This is a genomic window from Fulvimarina manganoxydans (genome assembly GCF_900176465.1).
Lineage (GTDB): Bacteria > Pseudomonadota > Alphaproteobacteria > Rhizobiales > Rhizobiaceae > Fulvimarina > Fulvimarina manganoxydans.
Map to the genome: position 1 here is coordinate 1 of NZ_FWXR01000034.1, position 14,021 is coordinate 14,021.

Sequence of the window (14,021 nt, forward strand, 5' to 3'; positions counted from 1 at the left end):
GAAGGGATCGAGCCATGCCACGATCTACCCGTGGGCGATCAGGGTCCCGTCGGTCTCCTTCCCGCACTCACTCTACACTATCCCAAACACACAGGGTCCCCGCACTCTTCGAGTGCGAGGATGACGACCGGTCTCAACGCTCCGACCAATCGTCCGCCATTTCCATCTGACGCGGGTGCCCTCGAAGCGAACGATTGGCTCGTTCAGATCTGCGGATAGATCGGGAAATCCTTGAGCAGCTCGGCGACCTTGCCGCGCACGGCGGTTTCGGTTGGGCCATTGCCCTCATCGCCGTGTTTGGAAAGGCCTTCGAGCACTTCGAGGATGAGCTCACTCACGGTCTTCACCTCCGCCTCGCCGAAGCCACGGGTCGTTATGGCCGGTGTGCCGAGCCGAATGCCGGATGTCACCATCGGCTTTTCCGGGTCGAACGGAATACCGTTCTTGTTGCATGTGATGTGGGCGCGCCCGAGCGAGGCTTCCGCCGCCTTGCCCGTGAGGCCCTTGGGCCGCAGATCGACGAGCATCAGATGGGAGTCCGTGCCGTCTGAGACGATGTCGACGCCGCCGGCCCGAAGGGTCGCGGCCATCATCTTCGCATTGGCGACGACGGCCTTCATATAGTCGCGGAATTCGGGCGTCAGCGCCTCGCCGAAAGCAACGGCCTTGGCCGCGATCACATGCATCAGGGGGCCGCCCTGGAGGCCTGGAAAGACCGCCGAATCGAGCTTTTTGCCGAGCTCCTCGTCATTGGAGAGGATGATGCCGCCACGCGGTCCGCGAAGGGTCTTGTGGGTGGTGGAGGTCACCACATGGGCGTGGGGCAACGGGCTCGGATGAACCCCGCCGGCGACGAGACCGGCGAAATGGGCCATGTCCACCAGGAGTTTCGCGCCCACCTTGTCGGCGATCTGGCGGAAGCGGGCAAAGTCCGGATGGCGGGAATAGGCCGAATGGCCGGCAATGATGAGGGCCGGCTTGGTCTCTTCGGCGAGCGCTTCCACCGCGTCCATGTCGATCAGGCCTGTGTCCTTGTCGACGCCGTAATGGACGGCGTTGAACCATTTGCCGGACATGTTGACCTTGGCGCCGTGGGTCAGATGCCCGCCGGCGGCCAGATTGAGACCCATAATGGTGTCGCCGGGCTTGAGAAGCGTCAGGAAGACCGCCTGATTGGCCTGGCTGCCGGAATTGGGCTGAACATTCACCCAGGCGCATCCGAACAGTTTTTTCAGCCTCTCGCGCGCCAGCTCCTCCGCCTGATCGACATATTGGCAGCCGCCATAATAGCGCCGGCCGGGATAGCCTTCGGCATATTTGTTGGTCATCACCGAGCCCTGCGCCTCCATGACGGCACGGCTGGTGATGTTCTCCGAGGCGATCAGCTCGATCTCGTCGCGCTGGCGGCCATATTCGCGTTCGATCGTTCCGAAGATGTCCGGATCGCGATCGGCCAGCCGATCGGCGAAGAAGCGGGTCTGGGCGGGAACTCGTGCATCCATTGTTCTTTCCTCCGTTATCCTGTCCATCCGAGACCGCCGGAAATGACGTGGATGGTCATCAAAAGCGCGTCGACATCCTCCGCGCGCGCATCGTCGGCGCCCCGGCCGGCCCGCACCTTCCGCAAGAGGTCTACCTGCAGGCGGTGAAGCCCTTCCATCTGAGGGCGCATGCTCTCGGTCCGGGTGCGGAACTCGGGAAAGCGCAAGGCGAGGCTCTTTTCCTGTGTCAAAAACAGGATCATTTCCTCGGTGAGCTTCGCCTCGGCTTCGATGACGGCGAAGACATTCTTTGCGGCGATTGGATCGTTGACGAGATCGGCATAGAGGCGTGCGATCGTCAGATCGCATTGGAAGAGAAGCTTCTCGGCCTCGTCGATCACCAGCTGAAAGAGCGGCGAGGTGTCGTACATCTTCTTGAGAAGTGTATGGCCGGATTCGCCCCGAACGCCCGTGAAGGAGGACAGCGCCGTGCCGATGCCGTACCAGCCGGTCAGCATGTGGCGGTTCTGGCTCCAGGCAAAGACCCAGGGGATCGCCCGCAGGTCGGAGAGGTTTTGCGGCGCCGAGCCGAAGCGGCGTGCCGGGCGCGATCCGATTTTCAGGAGCCCCAGCTCCTCCACCGGGCTCGCCTCGTTGAAATAGTCGATGAAGCCCGGCATTCGGACGAGGTCGAGATATTTGACCTGGCTGAGGCCCGACAAGGCTTCGAAGGCCTCCTTATATTCGCCGATCTCGTCGGGCCGGGCGGTGTCGGGCGGCTGCAGCGTATGGTCGAGAACGGCGCCGACGAGCCGTTCCAGAATGGTGAGGGCGGTGCCGCGATTGGCGAATTTCGCAGAGACGATCTCGCCCTGTTCGGTGACGCGCATGCGGCCCTCGACGGTGCCGATGGGCTGGGCGGCAATCGCCCGTCCGGCCGGCGCGCCGCCCCGGCTGACCGAGCCGCCCCGCCCGTGGAAGAAGGAGACTTCGACCCGGTGCTTGCGGCCGATGCGCTTCAGGGCGACCTGGGCCTTGGCGAGCTCCCAGTTGGAGGTGAAGAAGCCGCCGTCCTTGTTGCTGTCGGAATAGCCGAGCATGACCTCCTGCCGGTCGCCCGCTTCCCGGATGAGGCGGCGCACGGCTCGGTTGGAGAAGATCGTATCGAGGATTTCGTGGGAGGCGCGAAGATCGTCGATCGTCTCGAACAAGGGCACGATCGGCATCGGCGCCATGATGCTTGAGGCCTTGTCCGAACACCATTGGGCCAGAAGATAGACCGCGATCAGATCCTCGGCCGAGGTTGTCATCGACAGGATGAAGGCGCCGATCGAGGACGGGTCGCGCAGGCGCGCTTCGCCGAGAAGCTCGAAGAGTTCGACGAGATCGCGGGCCTCGTCCGACAGGTCTAACTTCGACAGGTCGGGGGCCTCCTCGCGCAGGGCCGAAACGAGGCGATGCGGCCAGTCTGGGTCATCCGGCCCTTTGATCGCCTTTCCGTCGATCGCCGACAGGATTTCGGCGAGGGAGCGGTTCACGACGGTGGCGTTCTGGCGGATGTCGAGCCGCACCGTGTGGAAGCCGAAGATGCGCAGGCGCCGTTCGAGCGGCAGGACCTTGCGCGCGGCCGCGCTCGGCGCGCCGCTTTCGCGCAAGGCCGCGATGAGGATCTGGACGAGGCGCAGAAATTCGGCCGGCCTCGCATAGGGCGTCACCCCGGACCGCTCGCCGCGATCGGCGGCTTCCGTCGCCTCCAGCCGGCAGGCGAGGGCGGCACAATATTGGCGGAAAGGCTCGCCCGCATTGCGGGCCTCGATCGCCGTTCGCTTTGCCCCGCATTGGGCGAGAAGCCCGTCCAGGGCGGCCCGGAAATCTCTTGAGAAAGAGACGATGCTGACGCCGATCGAAAGATCGGCCGACAGCGATTTCAGGAGGTCGCGATAGGAGGCGATCGCCGCACCCCGATAGCGGGAAAGGGCGGCGCGAGTGACCTCGGCGGTCACGAACGGATTGCCGTCGCGGTCGCCGCCGATCCAGGAGGCGAAATGCAGGAAATCGGCGGGTGCGGCGGTGTTATAGGTGTCGCCGAGCGCGTCGCCGAGGCTTTCCACCACCGTCGGCAGGGCCTCGAACAGAACCTCGTCGAAGAAGTGGATGCCCCAATCGACTTCTTGCGCGACCGAAGGCTTTTCCAGCCGCAACTCGCCGGTCAGCCAGAGGATCTCGACCTCGGCTTTCAGGGCTTCCTTGAGGCGCTCGACCTCCTGGGGCGTCCAGTCGCGGGTCAAAAGCTCGGTGAGGCGGCGATAAATCCGCCGATGGATTTCAAGGACCGTGACCCGTTTGGTCTCGGTCGGATGGGCGGTCATGGTGGGCTGAACCATCAGCCGCGACACCGCCGCCTCGACTGTCTGGCGATCTATGCCCTTATCTCTCGCCCGGCTGAGAACATCGGCAAAGGTGCCGATCATGGCGCGGCCGGCGCGCTCTTCCCGGCGCCGATACTGCGCGCCCTCATACTCCATCGCGATCGCGATCAGCTGGTGCCAGACGCCGAAGCCTTGAAGCGCCAGGAACCGCCTGTCTTCGGGAACGTCTCCGACCGATAGCCGGCCGGAGAGAAGATCGTTCATCTCGGGCAGAAGAGGGGATGCGACCTCCACCAGCAAGGATCGAAAGAGATCCAGAACGTCCTTTGCCATCGAATAGGTGTCGGGCCTTGCCGGCACCGGCAGATCGACCCCGGCGGCCGATGACGGCGATGGGTTGAGTATACGCGCTTGTGACATCATGTCTGCCTCCCGAAGCGGAAGGATAAACAGAGCCTCAAGTCCTACCATGCTTAAGCGCATGGAAACTCTCACCCGAAAGGCAAGGCCGCACTACTCATTCGGGAAGGGACCTTTTCTGCGAGGGCACGAAAGCGCAAACGCAAAGAGAGCGCCCCGCCGGTCTGGCGGGGCGCTCTCATGACACTCGATCGGCTCGGTTCTCGCCCCGATCAGGCGGCCTGAGTCATGTCGTCATGGGCGAGATCGCCGGCATGGCTGTCCATGGCGTGTATGTCCGACATGTCGGCGCCGTAGAACTGGTCGACCATGGTGGTGAGGGCCTCGTCATGCGCCTCGTCCGTCGCCGGCTCGCTCCCGCTTTCCGCCATCTCGGTCACGGTCGGCTTGTACCAGTCCGATCCGGCCTCTTCCCGCGCCGCGTTGACGAGATCGTCGAGGTCGTACCACTTCTCTTCGCCCCGGAACCAAACGCCGGTGATGCTGGTCAGCCGGTCGGTGCCGTAGTCCTCGCTGATGAAGGTCACGGTGCCGTTGTGGCCGCGAAGGATGGTGTAGTCCGAGGCCTTGCCGTCGAAATCCACCTGATCGTATCCGGCGCCGCCCTCGAAGCTGTCATCGCCCTTGCCGCCGTAGAAATGATCCTCGCCGGTGGTGCCGATGAAGAGGTCGTCCCCGTCGGCGCCTTCCACATAGCCGCCGGGCGCGTGAACCACATTGTCGAAGCTGCTGGTGTCGCCGACCTGGATCGACCCGTCGATGGCGAGATCGTCGATGGCGTACCACTTCTCCTCGCCGCGGAACCAGATGCCGTCGATATCGCTCAAGAGGTCCTGGCCATAGGCCTCGCTGGTGACGGTGACGGAGCCATTGGCATTGCGGGCGAAGGTGTAGTCCGAGGCCTTGCCGTCGTAATCGACCTGATCGTAGCCGCCGGCGCCGTAGAAGGCGTCGTCGCCTTTGCCGCCATAGAAGGTCTCGGACGCGAGCGAACCCATGAAGCGGTCGGCTCCGTCGGTGCCTTCGGTAAAGCCGCCATCGGTGTGGATCTCGTTGATCTTGCCGTCGTCATCCGAGCCGGTATCCGTACCGGTGTCGGTGTCATCGCCGGCATCGTCCTCGGCGCCGTTGTCGCTGTCCTCACCGCCATCAGAGCCGGTCTCGCCGCCCGTATCGCCGCCGGCATCATCGCCCTCGTCGCTGCCGGAGCCATTATCGGTATCGGTATCCGTGTCGCTGCCAGCATCGTCGTCAGTGCCGCCGTCCGTGCCCGTATCCGGCTTATCGTCCGGGGTGGCCGTCTTGGCGAGGTCGTCGATATTGTAAAGCTTCTCCTCGCCCGCAAACCAAAGGCCGCGAATGCCCGACAACGTGTCCGTGCCATAGGTCGGATGAGCGACGCTCACCGTGCCGTCGCCATTGCGGGTAATGGTATAGTCGCTGGATTTGCCGTCGAAATTGACCTGATCGTAGCCGGCGCCGCCCTCATAGCGGTCGTCGCCTTTGCCGCCATAAAAGACGTCCGTCCCTGCCGTGCCAAGGAGAAGGTCGGCCTGGTCGGTGCCTTCGGTGTAGCCGCCGGTTCCCTTGACCACATTGACGTCCGATCCGGCTCCATCGCCGGTCGGAACCGTCGCGATCAAATCCTTCAAATCGTACCAAGCGTCTTCGCCGGCAAACCAGACGCCGGTGATGCCCTTCAGCGTGTCGGTGCCGTAAGTCTCGCTGGAAACGGTGACGCTGCCATCGGCATTGGCCTTGAAGCTGTAGTCGGCCGGCTTGCCGTCGAAATCGACCTGGTCATAGCCGCCATTGCCTTCATAGACGTCGTCGCCCTTGCCGCCATAGAAGACGTCTTCGCCGCTCGTTCCAACGAAGCGATCGGCACCCTCCGTGCCGCCGACGAAGCCGCCGGTGGCGATGATGACATTCGCCGTATCCGAGCCGGCATCGTCTCCGTCGTCCGTGCCGCCATCGGTTTCGGAACCGGTTTCGCCGTCAGTCTCCGAGCCGGTCTCGCCGCCCGTATCGTTGCCGGCGTCGTCGCCATCGTCGCTGCCGGTCTCGCCTTCGGCATCCTCGCCCTTGCCCTCATCCGCGCCCGTGTCGGACCCGGTGTCGTTGCCCGTATCCGGCTTGGTCTCCGGGGTCGCGGTCTTGGCGAGATCGTCGATATTGTAGAGCTTCTCTTCGCCGGCAAACCACAGGCCGCGAATGCCCGACAACGTGTCCGTGCCATAGGTCGGATGAGCGACGCTCACCGTGCCGTCGGCGTTGCGGGTGATCGTGTAGTCGGTCGCCTTGCCGTCGAAATTGACCTGATCATAGCCAGCGCCGCCCTCATAGCGGTCGTCGCCCTTGCCGCCATAGAAGACGTCCGTGTCGGCCGTGCCGAGGAGAAGGTCGGCCTGGTCGGTGCCTTCGGTGTAGCCGCCCGTTCCCTGAACCACATTGACGTCTGATCCGGCTCCATCGCCGGTAGAAATAGACGCGACGAGATCCTTCAGGTCGTACCAAGCGGCTTCGCCGGCAAACCAAACGCCGGTGATGCCCTTCAGCGTGTCGGTGCCATAGGTCTCGCTGGAGACCGTGACGCTTCCATCTTCATTGGTCTTGAAGGTATAGTCGGACGCTTTGCCGCCGAAATCGACCTGGTCGTAGCCGCCATTGCCTTCATAGACGTCGTCGCCCTTGCCGCCATAGAAGACGTCTTCACCGGCCGTTCCGACGAAGCGATCGGCGCCGTCCGTCCCGGCCACGAAACCGCCTGCGGCGGTGATGACATTCGCCGTGTCCGACGTGCTTTCGGTCTTGTTCGCTTCGTTCATCTTAGAGAATACTCCGCCGCTCTCTGGGGATCGTTGTCGTAAGGGATCGCCTTGAATGTTGGCAGGGTAACGAAACGGAAATTCCAAGCAACTCTTTCGTAAACTTAGTCTTAAAGCGCAGGATTTATTTAAAACTCCATCGAGCCGGTGAATTCACCCCTCCGACGGCATAAGACAAGCCGACGCGAAACGCCCTCCGACCGAGATGTTCGGCCGAAGGGCGATGCGTTCAGGTCCCAAGAGCGCTTTTGACGCTCAGAAGAGGAAGTCGTCGATATCGTCCGATGCCGGCGCGCTGTCCTCGGCCGCGCCCTGATCATCACTCCAATCGCCCGACGGGCCGCCCACGATCCGATCGTGGATCTGCCGCTCGCCCTCCATCGTATAGGTCTTGCGAAGCTTGGCGAAGAGCTCCTGTTGGTCGGTCTCCGCAATCACGGCGTCGGCGTTGGAGTCCCGGCTGTTCGCCTCGTCCTTCAGCGCCGTCTCGATATCTTCGAGCTCGGACAGAATGCCGCCCAGCCGGTCGAGCGCGGCGCCCGCATCCTGGCTGAGGTCGGCGACGCGCTTGCCGAGATCGTAGAGTTCGCGGGCCGCTCCGGCGAGGCGATCCTCGACCGTCGTCAGGAAGGTCTGGCTGTGCTCGGCATCGCCGACGAGCTTGGCGATGCTGCGCTCGGCCGCATCCGCGCGCACGCGGCCGAGATCGTCCGCGATCGTGCCGAGTTCTGAAAGCGCGCTCGCCACCGTCTCGGACCGCGCGACCATCTCGCCGACGAGTTCGCGCATCTGCAGGGAGACGACGCCGAGCGCGATGCCCTCGGTGCCGAGCTGGGAGCAGCTGATGGCCGTGTTGAGGCTGACGAGCCGCATCTCGAATTCGAGCTGGCGCATCTCGTCCGAACAGGCCTGGAAGGTCGCGACATTCTCGCCGATAGACCCTGCTAAGGCCTCGATATGGCCATGTTCGGCCTCCGAGCGGGACAGTTCCTCGGCGGCCTTGGACAGATCGGCCGACAGACGGCCGGCGCCGGGGGCATCCTTGCCCTTGTTGCCCGAGAGATCGCGGCTGAGCGCGGTGAAGGCGTCGTCGATGTCGCGCGACAGGACGATGATCGCCTCCTGCATATAGCGCGCTTCCTCGATAAGCTTGTCGCGCGTGCCTTCCATCTGGGCGCATTGGAGATCGAGGATCGTCGAGGCGGCGTCCGGATGTTCGTCGGCGAGGCGAAGAGCGGCCGAGATATGTTCAAGCCTTTGGCGCGTATTGTCGCCGATCTGCATCGAGGCCACGATCGTCGAGGCCTGCTGGGAAAGTCCGGTTGAGGCCTCCTTGGCGGACAGGCTGACGCTGGCGGCCTGGTTGCGGTCTTTCACGGCGGCCTTCAGATCGGCGTCGATGCGCTCGCTCAAATGGGCGGTGCCCTCGCGGAATGTCCGCTCAAAGCTTTCACTGCGCGAGGATGCGTCAACGAGAAGCGCCCGCAGGCGGGCCTGGCCCGAATGCAGGCGATCGACGACGGTCCCGGCGCGCCGGGCCAGATTGAGGACGTCGTCGGTAAAGACCGAGAGCTCGGTATGACCGTCATGGCGCATGCCGGCGACGATGACCCTCGCATTGACGGCGATGGCCGAGATCATGGCGACTGTCTGGCGCAATTCGTCGATCCGCGGGCGGGCCGCGGTGATCGATTTGAGAAGCTTGCCGATGAGGGCTCGCTCGCTCGCCATATTGGCGAGAAGATGATCGCTTTCCCCGACAAGGACGCGGATGGCGGTCTCCGCCTCGCGCAGTTCCGGGCTCGTATGGACCTCGGTGACGGAGGCGAAAGCGGCCTGCATCTCGCTCAAGAGGCCGACGGCATTGATCAGGCTCTCGCCGATGCCGAGAAAGATCGTCTCGATCCCGGCGATAGTCCCGTCGAGGCGGCCGCTCTGGTCCGCAAAGCCGTGGCTGCGAGCGAGGGGGCGAGGGCGCTTTCGGGGCTGGCCGACATTCCCCTCGTCATCGTGGATATGTTGAAGAGCCAATGCGCTCATGATGCTACCTTCGCGGTAAAGCCCGTGCTTGCGCAATGGCGCAGGATTTCGCCGGCGATCTTCTGGAGCGGCAAGACCTTGGCCGCCGCCCCGAGGCCGATCGCCTCCTTCGGCATGCCGAAGACGACGCTCGTCTCCTCGTCCTGGGCGACGGTGTGCGAGCCCATCGCCTTCATCTCCGACAGTCCGCGCGCGCCGTCGTCGCCCATGCCCGTCAGGATGACGCCCATGGCGTTCGCGCCGGCATTTTGCGCGCTCGAGCGGAACAACACGTCCACCGAAGGACGGTGGCGGCAGACATAGGGTCCGTCCTGCACGGTGACGGTGTAGCGGGTGGCCGTGCGGCGCAGCAGCATATGGCGGTTGCCGGGGGCGATGAGGACCCGGCCGGGCAGCACCACGTCGCCGTCCGCCGCCTCCTTGACGGCGACCGCGCAGATGCCGTTCAGTCGGCGGGCAAAGGCCGCCGTGAAGCCTTCCGGCATATGCTGGACGATCAGGATCGGCGGGCTCTCGGCCGGCAGGCTGGTCAGGACCGCAGCCAGCGCCTCCGTGCCGCCCGTCGAGGCGCCGATGGAGACGATCGGCTCGGTTTTCGGAATGGAGCGGCGCAGCGAGGCGGCGCGCGTCTCGCTGATCGCGGGGATGACGGCGTCGGCGAATTGCTTTGCCTCGACGACCGTCTTGACCTCTTTTCGGGCCCCACTCCTCACCTTGGCATGGGCGGCCGCCTTGGCCACGTCGCAGATCAGCATGCGCGAATCGGTGAGGAACTGCTTGGTGTCGACGCGCGGCTTGGTGATGACGTCGACCGCGCCGGCGGCGAGCGCCTCCATCATCACATCGGACTGCTCGCTGGCGAGGCTCGAACAGATGACGACCGGGATCGGCCGCTGACCCATGATCTTCTTCAGGAAGGTCAAACCGTCCATGCGCGGCATCTCGATGTCGAGAAATAGGACGTCCGGCACTTCCTTGCGGATTTTCTCGGCGGCCAGATAGGGATCGGCCGCCGTCCCCATGACCTCGATCTCAGGATCGTCGGACAGGATCGCGCTGAGCGTCGTGCGCACGGATGCCGAATCGTCGACGATCAGCACCTTGATCTTTTCGGCGGTTGGGTTGGGTCGATGGATGGACATCCGGCTCTCCTAACCCTTTTGGAAGATCGTCGGGCCGGCCGGGCGGACATTGGCCTGCTGGACCACCATCGATTCCGAATGGCCGACGACGAGATAGCCGCCGGGCCGCAAATGGCCGACCAGGCGGGAGACGACGGCGGCCTGATCGTTCTTGTCGAAATAGATGAGGACGTTGCGCAGGAAGATGACGTCCACGTCCCGGTCGTAAGGGTAGCGCTCGTCCATCAGGTTCATGCGGTCGAACCGGGCTCGGCGGCGCAATTCGGGAACGATGCGGACTTCGCCGCGCAGATCATTGCCGCGCGCCTCCATGACGTAGCGCTGGCGCTTGTCGGTAGGAACCGGCGCCATGGCCTCGACGGGATAGATGGCACGTCGGGCTTGTTCCAGGACCACGGTCGAGATGTCCGTGCCGAGAATTGCATACCGGAAATCCCGGCGCTGGCGCAGCATGTCCTCCAGCACCATGGCGATCGACCACGCCTCGGCGCCATTGGAACTCGCCGCGCTCCAGACCTTCAGAAGCCGGCCGTTGCTGCCGCGTTGCAGAAGCTCCGGCACCATCCGGCTCTCCAGGAACTGCAGATGTTCGTTCTCGCGAAAGAAGTCGGTCTTGTTGGTGGTGACGACGTCGATGAGATGGATCATCTCCGCCTCAATCCCACCCTGGTCGAAGAGATAGCGGCAATAGGCATGGAGATCGGGCTTGTTGCAGGCGCGCATGCGCTTGCGCAGCCGGCCCTCGATCATCAGCCGCTTGGAGGCCGGAAGCTTGATGCCTGTCTCCCGGGTGACGAGACTGGCCAATCGCTCGAAATCCTCAGCGCCGATCTGATCGCCGGGCAGGGCGCCGGATCTGGCATTCGATCGCTCGGCGACCGCAAGAGCATGACCCATCGGGACGGTTCCTGTATCGGGCTGGGGCGGGCTCGCCTCAAGGCTTGGCGCGCCGCGCGCTGGGTTGGACGAGGGAGAAGGCGAGGTGCCGCCGACCGATCGTCAGGCGGCGATGTCGCCGGCCGCGACGTCGTCCTGGGAGAAGAGCTGATCGAGATCGAGAACCGTCACGAAGGCGCCGTTGCGACGCCCGACGCCGGCGATGCAATCGGTCGACCAGCGCGAGCCGATCTTCGTCGGCGGTTCGAGCGGACCGTCGAGTTCGGCCACCTCGAAGACCCGGTCGGCGCGAAGCGCCACCTTGCGCATCGTCTCCTCAATGGCGACGTCGAGCACGATGATGCGCGTATCGAGCGTATCTTCTGCCGCCGGCATCCCTAAGCGAAGGCGCAGATCGATCACCGGGACGCTCTGGCCACGCACATCGATGATGCCGAGGAAATCCATCGGCGCGCGGGGCATGCGGGCAAAGGGCTGCGGCTCCAAGATCTCCTGCACCCGGGTGACCGGAACCGCGAAAAGGGACTCCGCGACCCCGAGGGTCACAAATTGCTTCTGCTCGGTCATCTTCGACCCCCTTCAACTGATCTCTATTGGCGCTCTCCCGGCCTTTAGCGGCCGGGAGAGATCGCGATTGCATCGGCTCGAGGTCGCCGGATCTCAGGCGACCCGGCCGTTGCGCACGAAGCGATTGTCGAGCTCGTCGGCGCCATCCTCCATGTCGAGATCGAAGCCGCCGGAGCTTTTCGCGCTCTGCTTGAAGCTGGACATCGAAGGCGCCGCGGCGCGGAGCGCCTCATGCATGTCGTTGACCGCATGACCCGCCTTCTTTGTGCCCGCGCCCGACTTGCGCGGGGCTGAGCTTTCGTTGGCGCGCTCGCCATGGGAGTGGTCGAGGCGGAAATAGGCGATCGCATGTTGGAGCTGTTCGGCCTGGCTCGCCAGCTCCTCTGAAGTCGAGGCCATTTCCTCGGCCGCCGAGGTGTTCTGCTGGGTCACCTTGTCGAGCTGCTGGATCGCCATGTTGATCTGGGCGGCGCCGGCATTCTGCTCGCGGCTGGCATTGGAGATCTCCGAGACGAGCTCGGCGGTCTTCTGAATGTCGGGCACCAGACGGGTCAGCATGTCGCCGGCCTGCTGGGCGGCTTTCACCGTGTCGCCGGAGAGGCCCGAAATCTGCTGGGCCGCCGCCTGGCTGCGCTCGGCGAGCTTGCGCACTTCGGAGGCCACCACCGCGAAGCCCCGGCCATGTTCGCCGGCCCGCGCCGCTTCGACAGCGGCGTTGAGGGCGAGAAGATCGGTCTGGCGAGCGATCTCCTGGACGATGAGGATCTTCTCCGCGATCGTCTCCATGGCCGCGACGGCCTTGCCCACGGCCTCGCCGCTTGCCTCGGCGTCCTTGGCGGACTGGCGGGCGATCGCCTCGGTCTGATTGGCGTTGTCGGCGTTCTGCTTGATGTTGGAGGCCATCTCTTCCATCGAAGAGGAGGCTTCCTCGGTCGACGAGGCCTGCTCCGTCGCGCCCTGGCTCAACTCTTCCGAGCTCGCCGACAGCTGACGGCTGCCCGAGGAGACGTGGTGAGCGGCCGAAAGCGCGTCGGAGATGATGCCCCGCAGGCGCTGGACCATGCTCTGCAACGCGATGCCGAGCGTGTCCTTGTCGGACAGAGGCTTGGGCTCGACGGTGAGGTCGCCGGCCGCGATCTTGTCGGCGACGCCTGCGGACTGGCGGAGATTTTCCACCATCTGCTTCAGGGACATGCCGAGCGTGTCCTTGTCGGACAAGGGCTTCGGCTGGGCCGACAGGTCACCGGCCGCAATCTGGTCGGCAACGCCGGCCGCGCTCTTCAGATTGGCGATCATCGCCTTGGCATTGGCGAGGAGGCTCGTCGTGTCGCCCTTGGCGGTCGCGACTTCGACGGCGAGATTGCCGACCGCGATCTCGCGGATGATCGAAACCGTATAGTCCGGCTCGCCGCCGAGCTGCTTCAGGATGCTGCGGCTGACGAGAACCGCGATACCCACGCCCATGAGGAGCGCGAAGCCAATCATCGAAAGGACGATCATCCGCGCATTGTCATAGTCCAAAGTCGCCGCGTTGCTGGCGGTTTCGCCGCCAGCCTTGTTCATATTGACGAGATCGAGCATGTCGGTCGAGAAGTCGTCGAAGAGGGTGCGCCCCTCGTTCAGAGCCGCGACGGCCTGTTCGTTCTGATTCTGCCGCGACAGGGTGAGCATCCGCTCGTGCGCGCTCAGATATTGTTTGAACTTTGCTGAAAACTGGTCGTAGATCGCTCGCTCCTCCGGTGAGGAGATCAGCGCCTCATAGTTTGCCCGATGGTTGTTCAGGCTGGCGAGCAAGGTCTCGATCTCGCCTTCGACAGCGCGCATTTCCGCCGGATCGAGGGAAGAAACATGACGGTATTCGAGAACTCGGAAATCGGAGGTCTCGGTGTTGATGCGATTGACCACGTCGACGCTCGGTAGCCAGTTTTCGGCGATCACCGTGGATGCGTCGTTGATATCGCTCATCTTCACGATCGCCAGGACGCCGAGCGCCATGGTCAAGACAAGCAGCGAGCCGAATGCGACGGCAAATTTCGCCTTGAGTGAGAGTTTCATATCCCCGATTTCCCTCGATCGCGACAAAGACTTTGGCTTCGTCGCCGCTTTGTTTTCCCAATCCCACTGGGACTGATCATGTGTTCCGCCGCGCTTCGGCTCTTCCGAGAGTGCGCTGCCCGGCGATCGTTGTCGGCTACTCGCCCTATGAAGACGACGCCGGAATGTCGTTGCATGGCCCTGTCAGGCTGGCGCTTGTGGAGCGCTCGGGCCGGATGCGCC

General features: G+C 64.0%; 8 protein-coding genes. All 8 read right to left on the minus strand.

Annotated elements, in window-relative coordinates; translation table 11 throughout:
• Positions 1 to 203 precede the first annotated feature (203 nt).
• Entirely contained in the window at positions 204 to 1,502 is a 1,299-nt protein-coding gene (gene glyA / locus B9A15_RS21455) for a serine hydroxymethyltransferase (protein ID WP_084412912.1), read from the minus strand.
• Positions 1,503 to 1,516: 14 nt separating this feature from the next.
• Entirely contained in the window at positions 1,517 to 4,273 is a 2,757-nt protein-coding gene (locus tag B9A15_RS21460; protein WP_244557071.1) for a phosphoenolpyruvate carboxylase, read from the minus strand.
• Positions 4,274 to 4,482: 209 nt separating this feature from the next.
• On the minus strand, positions 4,483 to 7,098 hold the full coding sequence (locus B9A15_RS23085) for a hypothetical protein (RefSeq protein ID WP_084412914.1): 2,616 nt from the start codon (positions 7,096 to 7,098) through the stop codon (positions 4,483 to 4,485).
• Positions 7,099 to 7,353: 255 nt separating this feature from the next.
• Positions 7,354 to 9,138, minus strand: coding sequence for a hypothetical protein (locus tag B9A15_RS21470; protein ID WP_084412916.1), 1,785 nt, complete (start codon positions 9,136 to 9,138; stop codon positions 7,354 to 7,356).
• Positions 9,135 to 10,280 (minus strand): protein-glutamate methylesterase/protein-glutamine glutaminase, encoded by a 1,146-nt coding sequence (locus tag B9A15_RS21475; protein WP_084412918.1) that lies wholly within the window; start codon positions 10,278 to 10,280, stop codon positions 9,135 to 9,137. The genes B9A15_RS21470 and B9A15_RS21475 overlap by 4 nt, the downstream gene beginning before the upstream one ends.
• A 9-nt stretch (positions 10,281 to 10,289) precedes the next feature.
• On the minus strand, positions 10,290 to 11,177 hold the full coding sequence (locus B9A15_RS21480) for a CheR family methyltransferase (RefSeq protein ID WP_084412920.1): 888 nt from the start codon (positions 11,175 to 11,177) through the stop codon (positions 10,290 to 10,292).
• Between the two features lie 102 nt (positions 11,178 to 11,279).
• The gene (locus B9A15_RS21485; RefSeq protein WP_084412922.1) at positions 11,280 to 11,744 is read right to left on the minus strand and encodes a chemotaxis protein CheW; all 465 of its coding nucleotides are present in this window, start codon (positions 11,742 to 11,744) and stop codon (positions 11,280 to 11,282) included.
• Between the two features lie 93 nt (positions 11,745 to 11,837).
• Positions 11,838 to 13,799 carry a methyl-accepting chemotaxis protein gene (locus B9A15_RS23950; protein ID WP_084412925.1) on the minus strand — a complete coding sequence of 654 codons (1,962 nt, stop codon included), beginning with the start codon at positions 13,797 to 13,799 and terminating at the stop codon, positions 11,838 to 11,840.
• Positions 13,800 to 14,021: the final 222 nt, after the last annotated feature.